This is a genomic window from Pseudomonas sp. I8001, from assembly GCF_013385345.1.
Lineage (GTDB): Bacteria > Pseudomonadota > Gammaproteobacteria > Pseudomonadales > Pseudomonadaceae > Aquipseudomonas.
In genome coordinates, this window is sequence record NZ_JACAQC010000033.1 from 92,755 (window position 1) to 110,146 (window position 17,392).

12 protein-coding genes are annotated in these 17,392 nt (G+C 61.1%); 5 read left to right on the top strand and 7 right to left on the bottom strand.

Annotated elements, in window-relative coordinates; genetic code table 11:
• The first annotated feature begins 169 nt into the window (after positions 1–169).
• Positions 170–877, top strand: coding sequence for a transcriptional regulator PsrA (psrA, locus tag HX839_RS22210; protein ID WP_003218964.1), 708 nt, complete (start codon positions 170–172; stop codon positions 875–877).
• Positions 878–1,047: 170 nt separating this feature from the next.
• On the top strand, positions 1,048–2,058 hold the full coding sequence (gene nagZ, locus HX839_RS22215) for a beta-N-acetylhexosaminidase (protein WP_003218962.1): 1,011 nt from the start codon (positions 1,048–1,050) through the stop codon (positions 2,056–2,058).
• Positions 2,059–2,170: 112 nt separating this feature from the next.
• Here the strand turns inward: nagZ and HX839_RS22220 are convergent, their stop codons facing one another.
• From HX839_RS22220 to mfd, 3 genes are read right to left on the bottom strand one after another with little or no spacing between them, the layout of a single operon-like run.
• The gene (locus tag HX839_RS22220) at positions 2,171–4,861 is read right to left on the bottom strand and encodes a DEAD/DEAH box helicase (protein WP_177067692.1); all 2,691 of its coding nucleotides are present in this window, start codon (positions 4,859–4,861) and stop codon (positions 2,171–2,173) included.
• Between the two features lie 9 nt (positions 4,862–4,870).
• The gene (locus HX839_RS22225) at positions 4,871–5,440 is read right to left on the bottom strand and encodes a CsiV family protein (protein ID WP_003218957.1); all 570 of its coding nucleotides are present in this window, start codon (positions 5,438–5,440) and stop codon (positions 4,871–4,873) included.
• 11 nt (positions 5,441–5,451) lie between these two features.
• Positions 5,452–8,901 (bottom strand): transcription-repair coupling factor, encoded by a 3,450-nt coding sequence (gene mfd / locus HX839_RS22230; protein ID WP_003218956.1) that lies wholly within the window; start codon positions 8,899–8,901, stop codon positions 5,452–5,454.
• 339 nt (positions 8,902–9,240) lie between these two features.
• Here mfd and HX839_RS22235 point away from each other — a divergent pair, with 339 nt between their 5' ends.
• The gene (locus HX839_RS22235) at positions 9,241–10,704 is read left to right on the top strand and encodes a glyceraldehyde-3-phosphate dehydrogenase (protein WP_023659083.1); all 1,464 of its coding nucleotides are present in this window, start codon (positions 9,241–9,243) and stop codon (positions 10,702–10,704) included.
• 162 nt (positions 10,705–10,866) lie between these two features.
• On the opposite strand, the gene HX839_RS22240 is transcribed toward HX839_RS22235, so the two are convergent.
• The gene (locus HX839_RS22240; protein ID WP_003218952.1) at positions 10,867–12,165 is read right to left on the bottom strand and encodes an MFS transporter; all 1,299 of its coding nucleotides are present in this window, start codon (positions 12,163–12,165) and stop codon (positions 10,867–10,869) included.
• 286 nt (positions 12,166–12,451) lie between these two features.
• On the bottom strand, positions 12,452–12,994 hold the full coding sequence (locus tag HX839_RS22245) for a chalcone isomerase family protein (protein WP_177022895.1): 543 nt from the start codon (positions 12,992–12,994) through the stop codon (positions 12,452–12,454).
• Positions 12,995–13,230: 236 nt separating this feature from the next.
• Between HX839_RS22245 and sthA the strand changes: the two genes are divergently transcribed.
• Positions 13,231–14,625 (top strand): Si-specific NAD(P)(+) transhydrogenase, encoded by a 1,395-nt coding sequence (gene sthA / locus HX839_RS22250; RefSeq protein ID WP_003218947.1) that lies wholly within the window; start codon positions 13,231–13,233, stop codon positions 14,623–14,625.
• Between the two features lie 42 nt (positions 14,626–14,667).
• Here sthA and HX839_RS22255 read toward each other — a convergent pair whose 3' ends face one another.
• Together HX839_RS22255 and HX839_RS22260 are read right to left on the bottom strand one after the other, a co-directional pair.
• Positions 14,668–15,390 (bottom strand): glycerophosphodiester phosphodiesterase family protein, encoded by a 723-nt coding sequence (locus HX839_RS22255; protein WP_003218946.1) that lies wholly within the window; start codon positions 15,388–15,390, stop codon positions 14,668–14,670.
• A 66-nt stretch (positions 15,391–15,456) separates the two neighbouring features.
• Positions 15,457–16,041, bottom strand: coding sequence for a PilZ domain-containing protein (locus HX839_RS22260; RefSeq protein WP_003218944.1), 585 nt, complete (start codon positions 16,039–16,041; stop codon positions 15,457–15,459).
• Positions 16,042–16,135: 94 nt separating this feature from the next.
• Between HX839_RS22260 and HX839_RS22265 the strand changes: the two genes are divergently transcribed.
• Complete coding sequence (locus HX839_RS22265; RefSeq protein WP_003218943.1) at positions 16,136–17,386, top strand: lipoprotein-releasing ABC transporter permease subunit; 1,251 nt, start codon at positions 16,136–16,138, stop codon at positions 17,384–17,386.
• Positions 17,387–17,392: the final 6 nt, after the last annotated feature.

The following is a 17,392-nucleotide window of genomic DNA, read 5'->3' on the forward strand; positions in this document are numbered from 1 at the left end:
ATTTATCACCTGTCCTACACACTGGAGACAGCGCTGCCTACAGACCTTGGCGAATGTGATTAAATGGCCATGAAATAGCTGACCGGCCAGCCGCAAACCGACCTGCAGGCTTGACAAGACATAGCTTGAAACGTATGTTTCAAACAAGTGTTTGTCAGGCGGAGTAGCCATGGCCCAGTCGGAAACCGTTGAACGCATTCTCGATGCTGCCGAGCAGTTGTTCGCGGAAAAAGGATTTGCTGAAACTTCATTGCGGCTGATTACCAGCAAGGCCGGGGTCAACCTGGCGGCAGTGAACTACCATTTCGGCTCCAAGAAGGCGCTGATCCAGGCCGTGTTCTCACGTTTCCTGGGGCCTTTCTGCATCAGCCTCGACCGTGAGCTGGAGCGTCGCCAGGCCAAGCCTGAAAACAAGCCAAGCCTGGAAGACCTGCTGGAGATCCTCGTCGAACAAGCCCTGGTGGTTCAGCCACGCAGCGGCAACGACCTGTCGATCTTCATGCGCCTGTTGGGCCTGGCGTTCAGCCAGAGCCAGGGCCACCTGCGCCGCTACCTTGAAGACATGTACGGCAAGGTGTTCCGCCGCTATATGTTGCTGGTCAACGAAGCCGCCCCGCGTATCCCGCCAATCGAACTGTTCTGGCGCGTGCACTTCATGCTCGGTGCCGCGGCATTCAGCATGTCCGGGATCAAGGCACTGCGTGCGATTGCCGAGACCGACTTCGGCGTCAACACCTCCATCGAGCAGGTGATGCGCCTGATGGTGCCGTTTCTCGCTGCGGGCATGCGTGCCGAAACCGGCGTCACCGACCAGGCCATGGCCGCCGCCCAATTGCGCCCGCGCAGCAAGTCAGTACCGGTCCCGGCCAAGGTTTAACCCCTCCCGGGTGTGCGCGGCCGCTTGCATCCGCTAAGCTAGCCGCCCATGCCGATTTCAGCTATCTATCCACAGCCCGTTGCGCTCGCTGAGCGTCCGTCTCCAGGTTCAATCCTGGCGATGCGATCTCGCGGGGGCTTCGGGCTGCGTGCGTTATTTAAGGAAGCTATATGACCCAAGCCCTGCAAGGCTCTTTGATGGTGGACGTTGCCGGCACCTGGCTGACGGCTGAGGATCGCCACTTGTTGCGTCAGCCCGAGGTGGGCGGCCTGATCATTTTTGCACGCAATATCGAGCATCCTCGGCAGGTGCGTGAATTGAGCGCGGCGATTCGCGCCGTGCGCCCGGACCTGTTGCTGGCGGTCGATCAGGAAGGCGGCCGAGTGCAACGCTTGCGTCAGGGGTTTGTGCGTCTGCCGGCGATGCGTGCCTTGGCCGACAACCCGAATGCGGAGCAACTGGCCGAGCAGTGCGGTTGGATCATGGCAACCGAAGTGCTGGCGGTTGGCCTGGACCTGAGCTTCGCCCCGGTGCTGGACCTCGATTACCAGCGCAGCGCCGTTGTGGGCACTCGCGCCTTCGAAGGCGACCCCGAGCGCGCCGCCGTGCTCGCGGGCGCCTTCATCCGTGGCATGAACAGCGCCGGTATGGCGGCCACCGGCAAGCACTTCCCCGGCCACGGCTGGGCCGAAGCCGATTCCCACGTCGCCATTCCCAACGACGAGCGCAGCCTGGAACAGATTCGCGCCAATGACCTGGTGCCTTTCGCGCGCCTGAGCAAGCAACTGGCGGCCGTCATGCCGGCCCATGTGATTTATCCACAAGTGGACGCGCAACCGGCCGGCTTCTCCCGGCGCTGGTTGCAGGACATCCTGCGTGGCGAGTTGCAGTTCGACGGGGTGATCTTCAGTGACGACCTGTCGATGGCGGGGGCTCATGTGGTCGGTGATGCTGCCAGTCGTATTGAGGCGGCGTTGACTGCCGGTTGCGACATGGGCCTGGTGTGCAACGACCGCGCCGCCGCCGAGCTGGCCCTGAGTGCTGCCCAGCGCATGAAGGTCACGCCGTCGGCGCGTATCGCGCGGATGCGTGGCCAGGCGGTGGCGTCGACCGAGTACAAGCAGGATCCGCGTTGGTTGGCGGCGTTGGGTGCGCTGCGGGATGCTCAGTTGATCGACTGACAACTGCGGTGCGCCCTTCGCGAGCAAGCCCGCTCCCACATTCGACCGTTTATCTCCTGAGGAAATGCGGTCGAATGTGGGAGCGGGCTTGCTCGCGAAGGCGATCTAACAGTCAGCGCTTTTCCTGCTTGTGCGGCAACGGCGCAAACAACGCCTCGATATCCTCATTCCCCAACTTCCAATCCCCCGTCGTCCGCCCATCCAGAACGCCCGCCGCCAGATCAGACTTTTCCTGCTGCAAATGCTGGATTTTCTCTTCCACGGTGCCCCGGGCAATCATCTTGTAGACGAATACCGGCTTCTCCTGGCCGATGCGGTACGCACGGTCGGTGGCCTGGTTTTCCGTGGCCGGGTTCCACCACGGGTCGTAGTGAATCACCGTGTCGGCTTCCGTCAGGTTAAGTCCGACGCCGCCTGCCTTCAGGCTGATCAGGAAGATCTGCAGCTTGCCGCTCTGGAAGTCTTTCACCGGCGTGCGCCGATCCCGCGTCTGACCGGTAAGCAGCGCATAAGCCACGCCACGCTTCTTCAACTCGGCCTCGATCAGGCTCAGCATCGAAGTGAACTGGGAAAACAGCAGAATCCTGCGGCCTTCGGCAAACAGCTCTTCGAGCATCTCCATCAAGCTGTCGAGTTTGCCCGAGCTACTGCCCTTTGCCGGCAGGGATGCATCATTGACCAGGCGTAAATCACAGCACACCTGGCGCAACTTGAGCAGCGCCTCCAGGATGATGATCTGGCTGCGCGCCACACCCTTGCGGGTAATCTCGTCGCGGACTTTCTTGTCCATCGCCAGGCGCATGGTTTCGTACACGTCGCGTTGGGCTTCGTTGAGGTCGACCCAGTGGATGATCTCGGTCTTGGGCGGCAGCTCGGTCGCCACCTGTTCCTTGGTGCGACGCAGCAGGAACGGCTTGATCCGACCATTGAGGTGCTGCAATCGCACATCGCTGCCGCGCTTTTCGATCGGTACGCGGTAATCGCGGTTGAAGCTCTTCACGTCCCCCAGCCAACCCGGCAGCAGGAAGTGGAACAGCGACCACAGCTCGCCCAAGTGGTTTTCCAGCGGTGTACCGCTGAGGCACAGGCGCTGGCGGGCGTTCAGCTCGCGGGCAGCCTGGGCGGCCTTGCTGTTGGGGTTCTTGATGTACTGCGCTTCGTCAAGGATCAGCACGTGCAAGGGCAGGGCGGCCAGTTGCTCGATGTCCTTGGGCAGCAGGGCGTAGGTGGTCAGCAGCAGGTCGTAGTCCTGCAACTGAGGGAAATGTTTCTTGCGCCCCGCGCCGTACAACGCCATGACTTTGAGCTGCGGCGTGAAGTGCGCCGCTTCGTCGAGCCAGTTCGGGATCAGGCTGGTGGGCATCACCACCATGCACGGGCGGTCCAGGCGTCCGGCGATTTTCTCGCTGAGAATATGCGCCAGGGTTTGCAGGGTTTTGCCCAGGCCCATGTCATCCGCGAGAATCCCGCCGACGTCGAGTTGGCGCAGCGACTGCATCCAGCTCAGGCCTTCCAGTTGATAAGGGCGCAACGTTGCGTTCAAGCCTTCCGGCGCTTCGCAGCTGAAATCCTTGATGTCCCGCAGGCGCTGGGCGAAGTTGCGGATCTTTTCGCCGCCTTCCCATTGCAGCGGCAGGTCTTCCAGCGGGTTCAGGCGAATCGCGTCGGCCTTGGCCAGGCGCAGCGCGGTGGTGCCGGGCTCTTGCAGGTAGAACTCGCCCAGGGTTGCCAGCACCGGTTTCAGCCGGCCATAAGGCAGCGCCACTTGCAGCGGGCCGTGGCCGTTGGGCAGGCCGGGAATGTTCACCAGGATCAGTTCGTCATCACGGCGCCGGGCGAGTTTTTCCGGGTTGAGGATCTCGGTGTGAGAGCGCATCAGGTTCAACAGGATCGGCAGCAAACTCAGGCGTTCGCCGTTGACGATGATGCCCAGCTCCAGGTCGAACCAGTCGCGCTCCGGCATCTCGTCGACGCTGGCGTACCAGTCGTCGACGGCGCTCAGGTCAAAACCGAAATCTTCGTCGATCTGTAGTTCCCAACCCTGGGCGCGCAGGTTCGGCGAGGCATTCAGGGTGAAGTTCAGCCACGCGCTGTCGTTGACCATCTCGAACAGCTCGCCGGCGCTTTCCGGCAGGGCCTTGCTCTGGCGGGTGGCGATCTTGAAGCCCAGCAGGCGCAGCTGTTCGCGAAACTGCTGCTCCACCTCGGGGTGGCGCTTGATCCGCAGGCTCTGTTGTTCCTGGCGCACGATAATGTCGGCGTTCTTCTGGCCGCTGACGTAGTTGCCCAAATAGTTGAAGGACAACGCCGCGCGATGCTGGATATAACGCTGCATCTTGCCGTTGCGCGGTTCGAAGGCACTGAACTCGATACTCGCCAGCCACAGGCGCGGCACCGGTTGCACGTCTTCCATCACCACTTGCGGCAACACCACGCGGTTATCCAGCACCGCCTGGAGCTTCTCCAGCAACTCGGCATCCTGGGCCGCCGCCGGGTAGGCCAGGGTTTCCTGGACCTTGAGCAGCACAGCGGCGATGTGTTTGCAGTTGGTGTGCACGGGGCACGTGCAGCGGCTGTCCACCAGGATCAACGTGCCCTTGGCGGATTCGCGCAGCGAAATGGTCTGGCGGTAGACATTGCCACCCGAGCCTTCGCAGCTGGCAATGATAGTGCTGTCGCCGGACTCGACGATACGCACACGGTTTTCCAGGGCGTAGCGCCGGCCACGCTCGAGGCTTTGCTCTTTAAAGCGATTGGCCCACGAAGGGGCCAGGGGTTTGGTCAACGACGACGTCAGGGGCATGGTGCTGGATCAGTCCTGGACATCGGGCGGTGGAGCGCTGGGCGGCTTGGCGGTCAGCGAAGTGATCTTGATCAGCAGGGCGAGGTGGCCGCCGTCCAGGTAGTTGAGCTGGTTGTTCTTTGTGCGCACGTCTTGCTGGCTGAGGTGTTCGCTGGCGATGACGCTGCCGTTGGCGTCGAACTGGTTGACCCAGAAGTCTGCGTCGATATCGGTAAAGCGTCCAAGCTGCAGGTTCAGGGTACCTTCGATGGGGAACTGGCCGAACTGTTCCTGGCCATCGCTGATGGCCAGCTTCACCGGTTGCTCACCGAGATTCTGTTCCCAGGACTTGTGCAGCAATACGGTGTAGTCGCTGCTGGCTTGCAGCTTCTCGACAATATTGCCCAATCGTGGCGGGCTCATTTTGTCAGTCCCCAGGCGTGGTGCGCCGGCGTCCCAGTTTTCCGGCGCCGCACGGCTGTTGATCACCGGCTCGGCGTTCTGGCGCACCAGGATCATCTCCACCAGGTACGGGCTGTCGGCGAACGCCGAAGGGGCAACGACCACCAACAACAAGCTCAAAATGCGGAACAGGCGCATTGGGGCGTCCTTCAAGCAGATTTCGGGATGAGGCGCTCAAACAGCGCCTCCAGTGTATTAAAGCGTTCTTCGGCGCGTTCCATCGGCACCATGAATTTGAACAGCGTAGCCCCTTCGAACTTGTAGCGATTGGGCTGGCCCTGAATCAGCTTGATCAGCACCAGTGGGTCCACCGGCGTCTGCGCTTCGAATTCGATACGCCCGCCTTGCGGCCCGGCGTCGACCTTCTTGATGCCCAGTTGCTCGGCCTGCAGTTTGAGCAGGGTCAGGCGCACCAGGTTCTTGGTCGGCTCCGGCAACAGGCCGAAGCGATCGATCATCTCCACTTGAAGGTCCTTGAGACCTTCTTCGTCGGTGGCCGAGGCGATGCGCTTGTACAGGATCAGTCGCGCGTGCACATCCGGCAGGTAGTCTTCGGGGATCAGCGCCGGCAGGCGCAGGTTGATCTCCGGGCCGCCACCCAGCGGTTGGTCGAGGTTCGGTTGTTCGCCCTTGCGGATGGACTTCACCGCGCGCTCGAGCATTTCCATATACAGGGTGAAGCCGACGGCCTGGATCTGCCCGCTCTGGCCGTCGCCCAGCAGTTCGCCGGCGCCGCGGATTTCCAGGTCGTTGGTGGCCAGCACAAAGCCGGCGCCGAGGTCCTGGGTGTTGGCGATCGCTTCCAGGCGCTTCTCGGCGTCGGAAGTGATCTGCTGGCGCGGCGGCGTCAGCAGATAGGCATACGCCTGGTGGTGACTGCGCCCGACCCGGCCGCGCAACTGATGCAGCTGCGCCAGGCCGAACTTGTCGGCGCGCTCGATGATGATGGTGTTGGCGCTCGGCACGTCGATGCCGGTCTCGATGATGGTCGAGGCGATCAGCACGTTGAAGCGCTTGTGATAGAAGTCGCTCATCACCTGTTCGAGTTCGCGCTCGCGCATCTGCCCGTGGCCGATGGCGATCCGTGCTTCCGGCACCAGTTCGGCGAGGTCGGCGGCGCATTTCTCGATGGTTTTTACATCGTTGTGCAGGTAGTACACCTGGCCGCCGCGCAGCAACTCGCGCAGCAGGGCTTCCTTGACCGTGCTTTTGTTCTGCTCCATGACGAAGGTGCGCACCGACAACCGGCGCGCCGGCGGCGTGGCGATGATCGAGAGGTCGCGCATGCCCGACACCGCCATGTTCAGCGTGCGCGGAATCGGCGTGGCGGTGAGCGTCAGGATGTCGACTTCACTGCGCAGGGCCTTGAGCTGTTCTTTCTGGCGAACCCCGAAGCGGTGCTCTTCGTCGATGATCACCAGCCCGAGGTTCTTGATCTTCACGTCATCCGACAGCAGCTTGTGAGTGCCGATGACAATGTCGATCTTGCCTTCCGCCAGGTCGGCGATGGCCGCATTCACTTCCTTGGCCGATTTGAAGCGGCTCATCACCTCCACAGTCACCGGCCAGTCGGCAAAGCGGTCGCGAAAGCTGTTGTAGTGCTGCTGGGCGAGCAGGGTGGTGGGGACGAGGATCGCCACTTGGCGGCCACCGTGCACCGCAATAAACGCTGCGCGCATTGCCACTTCGGTCTTGCCGAAGCCCACGTCGCCGCACACCAGGCGGTCCATCGGCTTGGGCGCCAGCATGTCGGCGCGCACGGCATCGATGGTGGTTTGCTGGTCCGGGGTTTCTTCGAAGGCGAAGCCCGCGCTGAAGGTGGCGTAGTCGGCTTTTGGGTCGGCAAACGCATAACCTTCGCGGGCGGCGCGGCGGGCATAGATGTCGAGCAACTCGGCGGCCACATCGCGTACCTGTTCGGCGGCCTTGCGCTTGGCTTTCTGCCAGGTCTCGGAGCCCAGGCGGTGCAACGGCGCGAGGGCGTCGTCGCTGCCGGTGTAGCGGGCGATCAGGTGCAGGTTGGCCACGGGCACGTAGAGCTTGGCGCCCTCGGCGTATTCCATGGTGAGGAATTCGGCCACCTGGTTGTCGATCTCCAGGGTCTGCAGGCCCAGGTAACGGCCCACGCCGTGGTCGATATGCACCACCGGCGCGCCTTCGCGCAGCTCGGTGAGGTTCTTGATCACCGCATCGTTGTTGGCATCGGCGCGCTTTTCCCGGCGGCGGCGCTGCATCACCCGCTGACCGAACAGCGGGCTCTCGGCAATCAGTGCCAGGGCCGGGTCGTCCAGCAGCAGCCCTTCGTCCAGCGGTGCGATGGTGATCGCCAGGCGATCCTTGCTCGCGACAAAGTCCGGCCAGCTGTCGACGGTTTTCGGCCGCAGCTTCAGGCGTTCCAACAGCTCCAGCAGCACCTCGCGGCGCCCGGCGGACTCGGCGGTAAACAGCACGCGGCCGGGGAAGTCACCGAGGAAATTCGACAGCGCTTCCAGCGGCTGGTTAGCCTTGGCTTCAATCGCCAGGTTCGGCAGCGCTTGCGCCGGAAAGCGCTCGCGGCCGGCGCCTGCATCCACGTCCTGCTGGCTGGCGACTACTCGCGGCCAGTTTTTCAGGCGAGCGAAACAGTCTTCCACCGGCAGGAACAGCTCGGCCGGTGGCAATAAAGGACGGGACGGGTCGACGCGGCGTTCTTCATAACGGTTGCGCACGTCATTCCAGAAATTCTCCGCCGCCTGTTCGATGCCTGGCAGCGAGAACACCTGGGTGTCCTGGGGCAGGTAATCGAAGAGCGTGGAAGTTTCGTCGAAGAACAGCGGCAGGTAGTACTCGATACCGGCGGGGGTAATCCCGCTGCTCAAGTCCTGGAAGATCGGGCAGCGACGGAAGTCCACGTCGAAGCGCTCGCGGAAACGTGCCTTGAAGCGCGTGACCGCGTCTTTTTGCAGCGGGAACTCCCGGGCCGGCAGCAGCTTGATCGACTGCACCTTGTCGATGGAGCGCTGGTTTTCCGGATCGAAGGTGCGCAGGGTTTCGATTTCGTCGTCGAACAGGTCGATCCGGTAGGGCAGTTTGCTGCCCATCGGGAACAGGTCGATCAACGCGCCACGCACGGCGAACTCACCGTGCTCGTACACCGTGTCGACGCAGCGATAACCGCTGGCCTCAAGCCGGGTGCGCATTTGCTCCACATCGAGCTTCTGGCCGATATCCAGCACCAGGCTGCTGCCCAGCAGGAACTTGGTCGGTGCCAGGCGGTGCAGGGCCGTGGTGATTGGCACCACCAGCACGCCGTGGGCCAGTTCCGGCAAGCGGTACAGGCTGGCGATGCGCTGGGAAATGATGTCCTGGTGCGGCGAGAACAGATCGTAGGGCAGGGTTTCCCAGTCCGGGAAATGCAGTACCGGCAAATCGGGGGCGAAGAAACTCAGCTCCTGTTCCAGCCGCTCGGCACTTTGGCTGTCGGCGGTGAGCAGCAGGGTAAAGCGCTTGGCAGCGCTGGCAGCCTCGGCGATGGCCAGGCTCAGGGCGGCACCGGGCAGATTGCCCCAGTGCTGTTTACCTGCCGCGGCAGGGAGAAGCGGTAGACGCAGAACGGGCACGGAAGGTTGAGCTCCAAGCGTTGCGACAAAGTCGGTAATTGTAACGGCCCGGAGTGCCGCCTGTCAGTTGCTGACTGAGCCTATTACGGTTTGTAGGAAATGTAGTGGCTAAGACAAACAAAGGTGCCTTTTGACTCATTATGTAGTGCCGAAATCGGTGTATGTTTCGGAGGGTTACGGACACTTTGTCACATTGGTCCAACAGGGGGTGCGCTGGAAGCCGCGTATTTACTGGGCTGCAGAGGGGCGATATTTTTTTGCAAGGGGTTTTGTTGCGGGCCGCGCATTGCTCCGAGGGCGGTCGGGCGGCATAATGTAGCCCCTTTTTTCTGCCCCTACATGTGGAAGGTTCCCGTGACTCAGAAGCCCGACCAGTGTCTTGGTGAATGGATCGACCGTGAAGCACTCGCTGAAGCGATGATTCCGCTTATCGGTCAGCTATACCGCAATAACAACGTGGTGAGCTCGATCTATGGCCGCAGCCTGATCAACCAATCAGTCATCGCGATTCTCAAGGCTCATCGCTTTGCTCGCCATCGTTCTGCCGACGATAGCGAACTCTCCGTCCACGAAACATTCCCTCTGCTTAAAGCCATGAGCGAGCTCAAGCTCGGCGCGGCTTCGGTAGACCTGGGCAAGCTGGCCTATAAATTCCGCAAGGAAGGCGCTGGCCGCACCGCCGAGCAGTTCGTACGTGAAGAAATGGCCGACGTGGTTGGCCAGCAAAACGCCGCAGCCCGCAAAGGCACCGACGTTGTGCTGTACGGTTTCGGTCGTATCGGCCGCCTGCTGGCGCGCATCCTGATCGAAAAAACCGGTGGCGGCGACGGCCTGCGCCTGCGTGCCATCGTGGTGCGTAAAGGTGCTGAAAACGACCTGACCAAGCGCGCGAGCCTGCTGCGTCGTGACTCGGTCCACGGTCCGTTCAACGGCACCATCGTCATCGACGAAGAAAACAACACCATCACCGCCAACGGTAACCTGATCCAGGTGATCTACGCGAAGAACCCGTCTGAGGTGGATTACACCCAGTACGGCATCAAGGACGCACTGCTGGTGGACAACACCGGTGTGTGGCGTGATGCCGAGGGCCTGGGCCAGCACCTGGCGTGCCCGGGTATCGACCGCGTTGTCCTGACTGCGCCTGGCAAGGGCAAGCTGAAGAACATCGTGCACGGCATCAACCACGGTGAAATCACCGCTGACGACAAGATCGTGTCCGCCGCTTCCTGCACCACCAACGCCATCGTGCCGGTGCTGAAGGCTGTGAATGACAAGTTCGGCATCGTTAACGGTCACGTTGAAACGGTTCACTCGTACACCAACGACCAGAACCTGATCGACAACTTCCACAAGGGCGATCGCCGTGGCCGTAGCGCCGCGCTGAACATGGTGATCACCGAGACCGGTGCTGCCACCGCTGCTGCCAAGGCCCTGCCTGAGCTGGCCGGCAAGCTGACCGGTAACGCGATCCGTGTTCCGACGCCGAACGTGTCGATGGCCATTCTCAACCTGAACCTTGAGAAAGCCGCCACCCGTGAAGAGATGAACGAGTACCTGCGCTACATGGCGCTGCACTCCGATCTGCACAAGCAAATCGACTTCGTCAATTCGCAGGAAGTGGTTTCCACCGACTTCGTGGGCTCGCGCCACGCCGGTGTGGTGGACGCTGAAGCGACCATCACTCAAGACAACCGCGTTGTTCTGTACGTCTGGTACGACAACGAATTCGGTTACAGCTGCCAGGTGGTTCGTGTGATGGAAGACATGGCCGGGGTTAACCCGCCAGCATTCCCGCGCTAAGCATCAGCGGTAAATGAAAAAGCCCCGACTGGTTCGGGGCTTTTTTATGTCTGTTGTTTTTGTGTTGCTTGTACCGGCCTCATCGCAGGCAAGCCAGCTCCCACATTTGAATGTATTCACAAATCAAAATGTGGGAGCTGGCTTGCCTGCGATAGCGATCCATCAAGCGCCGCCGACTATCGAAGCCTGCGCGGTACGCAGTTCATGCCGGTTGCCCTTGAACAGGATCAATGTGGCGATCAAGCCCAGCACCGCCGCGCCGCTGAGCCAGATGCCCGGTGCGGCCTTGTTGTCCAGCACGTGGATCAGGTAGGTACACGCCGCCGGAGTAAAGCCACCAAAGGTTGCCGTCGCCAGGCTGTAGGCCAGGGAGAAGCCGGTGGTGCGCACTTCTACCGGCATGATCTCGGTCAGCGCTACAACCATAGCGCCGTTGTACGAGCCATACAGGAACGACAGCCAGAGCAGCACGATCAGCAGATGGCTGAAACTCGGGTTGGCTACCAGCCAGGACAGCGCTGGATAAGCGGTGAGGATCGCCAGAATAGTCGCCCCCAGCAGCAGGGGTTTACGCCCGATCTTGTCGGACACCGCCCCCATCACCGGCAGCCAGATGAAGTTCGAGATGCCCACGCACACAGTGACCAGCAGCGCGTCGAAGTCCGACAGGTGCAGTTCGGCCTTGCCGAAGGTCGGGGTGTAGGCGGTGATCAGGTAGAACGACACGGTGGTCATCACCACCAGCGCCATGCCGGCGATGACGATGCCGAAGTTCTGGCCGATCGAGCGGACGATTTCCTGCAGGGTAGGGCGGTGTTTGCGCGCCTGGAATTCCGGGGTTTCTTCCAGGGAGCGACGAATCACGAAGATCACCGGCACGATCAGGCAGCCGATCAGGAACGGCACGCGCCAGCCCCAGTCACCCATTTCTTCCGGGCTGAGCCAGTGGTTGAGGCCTACGCCCAGCAGGCCGGCGAATACCACCGCAGCTTGCTGGCTGGCGGACTGCCAACTGACGAAGAAGCCTTTACGGCCTGGAGTGGCGATTTCCGCCAGGTACACCGACACGCCGCCCAGTTCGACACCGGCGGAGAAACCTTGCAGCAGGCGGCCGAACAACACGATCAGCGGCGCCGCGACACCCAGGGTGGCATACCCGGGAACGCAGGCGATCAGCACGGTACCGGCGGCCATCATCGCCAGGGTGATCACTAGGCCCTTTTTACGGCCGTGACGGTCGATATAGGCACCGAGGAAAATCGCGCCCAGCGGACGCATCAGGAACCCGGCACCAAAGGTCGCCAGGGACAGCATCAGGGACGCGAACGCGCTGTCGGTGGGGAAAAATGTCTTGGCAATGGCCGTGGCGTAGAAGCCATAGACCATGAAGTCGAACATCTCGAGGAAGTTACCGCTGACAACGCGAAAGATCGCCTTGCCCTTGCCCGTTGTAGTGGACATGTCATGCACTCATTTTGGCTATCTTATTAGTAATCCCTGGTCGCAACCGTCCTTGCTGTTAAAGCCTTGGCACGAGGCTGGCGCTGAACAGTTTTGTAACGATATGTGTATAAGCCACCACAGGCAACAAAAAACCGATAGCAAGCTGGCAAATTGCCGCAGGCCTCCCGGTGATGAAAATACAATGCGGGAGCGGGCTTGTTCGCGAAAACGGTGTGTCAGTCAGCTTATGAGCCACTGACACACCGCATTCGCGAGCAAGCCCGCTCCCACAGGGTTTTTGCGATCAGTTGAGGAGGGTGCTACGCAGGCTGTCGGACAAGCCTTTTGGTGCCAGCCAGATGCCGAGATAAGCCTTGGCCAGTTCGTCATTGCGACTGCTGAACACCACCGTGCCGTTGATTTCCAGGTTCAGGCCGCGCTGAGGCTGGAAGTCCAGCGCATAACGGTCGCCGCTGCGGATGTTGCGGAAGCTTTTGTGCAATTGATCCAGTTCAGGCTTCAGGCGGGCGAGGGTGGCGGGTGTTTGCTGACGTTCGAGGGTGGCAGTGGCGGCCTTGATCACATCGTTGCGGTCGATATCGCGAAAGTAATACAGCTCCAGGCGCAGGTCTTTTTGCTGATCCAGGGCTTGTTTGGCGCTCAGGTCAGCCGGGGCGAACAATGCCGCCGCATAGACGTCTGCCCACAGGTAGGTCAGGACGGCCTGGTTTTTCAGCACCAGTTGATGAGATTGCGCCGGAAAATCGGCTTGTTTGAGGCGATCAGCCTCATTCGCCAGAACCGGGACCGAAAACATCAGCAATAAACAAATGACGACATGCTTCATAATGGCCAGTCCTGAAAAGGTGCTTGCCTACAGGTTAATTCAATAACGAGCGCCGTGTAGTAAAGGCAAAACTGGCCTACGACGCGACCAAGGGTTAATGTGCGCGACGTTGAGCGTTCTATAGACTGTGCCCCGGCTCACACACTTGAGCCACATTGATCCTTCATGACCGCTGGCCGCGGCATGATTTAGCCAGGCGTCCAACCGTGCGCCCTGGCCTGTTCTGAGGAGTACGCATGGCTGTCTACAACTACGACGTGGTGGTACTGGGTTCCGGCCCAGCTGGAGAAGGTGCGGCGATGAACGCCGCCAAAGCAGGGCGCAAGGTGGCGATGGTCGATAGCCGTCGCCAGGTCGGCGGTAACTGCACCCACCTGGGTACCATCCCGTCCAAGGCCTTGCGTCACTCGGTGCGCCAGATCATGCAGTTCAACACCAACCCGATGTTCCGGGCCATTGGTGAGCCGCGCTGGTTCTCGTTCCCGGACGTGCTCAAGAGCGCTGAAAAAGTCATTTCCAAACAGGTTGCCTCGCGTACCGGCTTCTATGCCCGTAACCGCGTCGACCTGTTCTTCGGCACCGGCAGCTTCGCCGACGAGCAAACCGTCGAAGTGGTCTGCGCCAACGGCGTGGTCGAGAAGCTGGTAGCCAAGCACATCATCATCGCCACCGGCTCGCGTCCGTATCGCCCGGCGGATATCGATTTCCACCACCCGCGTATCTACGATAGCGACACCATCCTCAGCCTGGGCCACACCCCGCGCAAACTGATCATCTACGGCGCCGGCGTGATCGGCTGTGAATACGCCTCGATCTTCAGCGGCCTGGGTGTATTGGTCGAGCTGGTGGATAACCGCGACCAGTTGCTGAGCTTCCTCGACTCGGAAATTTCCCAGGCGTTGAGTTACCACTTCAGCAACAACAACATCACCGTGCGCCACAACGAAGAGTACGAGCGGGTCGAAGGCTTGGACAACGGTGTGATCCTGCACCTGAAATCCGGCAAGAAGATCAAGGCCGACGCCTTGCTGTGGTGCAACGGCCGAACCGGCAACACCGACAAGCTGGGCATGGAAAACATCGGGGTCAAGGTCAACAGCCGTGGCCAGATCGAAGTCGACGAGAACTACCGCACCTGCGTACCGAACATCTACGGTGCCGGTGACGTGATCGGCTGGCCAAGCCTGGCCAGTGCCGCCCATGACCAGGGCCGCTCGGCCGCTGGCAGCATTGTCGACAACGGCAGCTGGCGCTACGTCAACGACGTGCCGACCGGGATCTACACGATTCCCGAGATCAGCTCGATCGGCAAGAACGAGCACGAACTGACCAAGGCCAAGGTGCCTTATGAAGTCGGCAAGGCGTTCTTCAAGAGCATGGCGCGTGCGCAGATCGCCGGTGAGCCCCAGGGCATGCTGAAGATCCTGTTCCACCGCGAGACTCTGGAAGTGCTGGGCGTGCATTGCTTCGGCTATCAGGCGTCGGAGATCGTGCACATCGGCCAGGCGATCATGAACCAGCCGGGTGAGCTGAATACCCTCAAGTATTTCGTCAACACCACGTTCAACTACCCGACCATGGCTGAAGCCTATCGGGTAGCGGCCTACGACGGCCTCAACCGGCTTTTTTGAGCGGCTCCGGCCGGTGGCCTGAGCCGGCCGGGGAGACCGATTTCAGTAATTCCCGAGGGTGGCAGTGGCCAAACCGGGAAAGTCTGTAATCAGGCTATCTACGCCGAAGTCGGCGAGCCTGCGCATCAGCGCGGGTTCGTTGACGGTCCACACGGACACGTGCAAACCCTGGCGCTGGGCTTTTTCCAGACGCTCAGGGGTGCACAACGTCCAGTTCAACGCCAGAATCTCACAGCCATAGTTGGCCGCGACCTTCAACGGGTCGAGCCAGGCGTATTCGGCTACCAGCCCGCGGGACAGGTCCGGGGTGAGGTCCAGCGCCGCTTTCAACACTTCCCGCGAGCTTGAGGTCACGGTGACCTTGTCCATCAGCCCGAAACGCTGAGCCATTTCACGGATCGCCAGCACGGTGGTTGCCGCACGGGTGCGCGATGCGCTTTTGACTTCCAGTTGCCAGTGGTCGAAGTCGCACTGTTCGAACAGCTCTTCCAGGCGCGGGATCGGGCAAGGGTTGACCCAGCCCGGGCCGCCTTTGCGCGCGTCCATCTTGACCAGGTCGGCGGCTGAATACTCGACGACCTTGCCGCGCCGGTCGGTGGTGCGCTTGAGCGTCGGGTCGTGGATGACCATCAGCTCGCCGTCCATGGACAGGTGCAAATCCAGTTCGCAGCGGCGCACGCCGTGCTTGAGGCATTCCTGGAAGCTGGTCAGGGTGTTTTCCGGTGCTTCGCCTTTGGCACCGCGGTGGCCATAAATCAGGGTCACAGTTGCTCCTTTACGCCAGGGTTCCTGGCTGGATGGATGACGCGACGCGCCATTCAATGATCGTATTCAGGTGTCGGATTCGTCGCTTTTTTCCCGCGCCAGGCGCCGTTCCTGGGCCTGTTTCTGCAGGATATAGCGTGCCAGCAACTGGCGTTGGGCATCGGTCATGGCTTCGAATTCCGTGCCGATTTCAAAGCCACCGGTCTTGGCATCGCAATGGGTAACCTTGGCTCGCAGCAACAGCCCGAGGGCTTGCGGCATCAGCACCAGCTTGACCGCCAGGTGACTGTCGGGCTGGATCGCCGTGGGGTTCAGAAATTCGATGCCGCCTTCGGAGATGACCACGGGCTGCGGCGTACCGATCTCGCCCAGCAGGCTTTGCGCCATGATCTGGCTGAGCAAATCCATGCGTTTGTTCTGCACTTTGAGGAAGGCGGCCAGGGTGCGGTCCCGCTCGCCAATCTGGCGCAGCAAGTGCTGGGATTCAAATTCACTCAGGTGCAACTCGCTGAGCAGATTGAACAGCGGCGAATCATCCAGCAACACTTCCTTGCTCAGCGCTTCCGGGCCCGACAGTGGGGTAATTTCCAGTGCGATCATGTCCTCGATACGGTAGTATTCGCGGCGATCTTCTTCATCTAATGTCGACATGGCGAACCCAAGGCAGCGGTGATGGTCTGAGTGTAAAGCTGCTTACCTGACCCCGCCACAAGGACGTCTTCTTTTCCTCCGAACAAGCCCCGACATGTTCAGACCTCTCTTCGTATTTATTGGCACGCGTTATACCCGTGCAAAACGTCGCAATCATTTTGTGTCGTTCATTTCCCTGACCTCGATGATCGGGCTCGCCCTTGGCGTTGTCGTGATGATTGTGGTGCTGTCGGTGATGAACGGCTTCGATCATGAGATGCGCACCCGCGTGCTGGGCATGGTGCCCCACGCGACCATCGAGTCGGGTGAGCCCATCAGCGACTGGCAAAGCCTGGCCGCGAAGGTCAAGCAGAACCCCAAAGTGCTGGCGGTTGCGCCCTTCACCCAGATGCAGGGCCTGTTGACCAACGACGGCAAGGTGCAGAAAGTCCTGCTCAATGCCATCGACCCGGCGCAGGAACGCAATGTCTCGATCATCGATAACTTCATGCAGCAGGGCAAACTGGACGACTTGTCGCCCGGCAGCTTTGGCATCGCTATCGGTGACAAGGCGGCGGCCAAGCTCGGCGTGGGCATCGGCGACAAGCTGACCTTCGTCGCGCCGGAAGTCACCGTGACTCCGGCGGGCATGTTCCCGCGCATGAAGCGCTTTACCGTGGTCGGCATCTTCCATGTCGGCGCCGGTGAGATCGACGGCTACCTGGGCCTGACCAACCTGACCGACCTGGCCCGCCTGCATCGCTGGAAGCCGGACCAGGTCCAGGGCTTGCGCCTGAAATTCAACGACCTGTTCGACGCGCCGCGTACCTCGTGGGAAATCGCCCAGCACCTGGGTGAAAACCAGTACTACGCCCGCGACTGGACCCGTACCCACGGCAACCTGTACCAGGCCATCCGCATGGAAAAAGCCATGATCGGCTTGCTGTTGCTGCTGATCGTCGCCGTCGCCGCCTTCAACATCATCTCCACGCTGGTGATGGTGGTGAACGACAAGAAGGGCGACATCGCGATCCTGCGCACCCTTGGCGCCACGCCGGGGCAGATCATGGCGATCTTCATGGTCCAGGGCACGGTGATCGGCGTCGTCGGCACCTTGATCGGCACCGTGGTGGGGATTCTCGCCGCGCTGAACGTCAGCGCTGCTATCGCCGGGCTGGAAGTGTTGATCGGCCACAAATTCTTGAACTCCGACGTCTACTTCATCGACTACTTGCCGTCCCAGGTGCAGAGCCAGGACGTATTGATGGTCGGCGGCGCCGCGTTGGTCCTGAGTTTCCTTGCCACCCTGTATCCAGCCTGGCGCGCGGCACGTACCCAGCCGGCGCAGGCTTTACGTTATGAGTGAATCGGG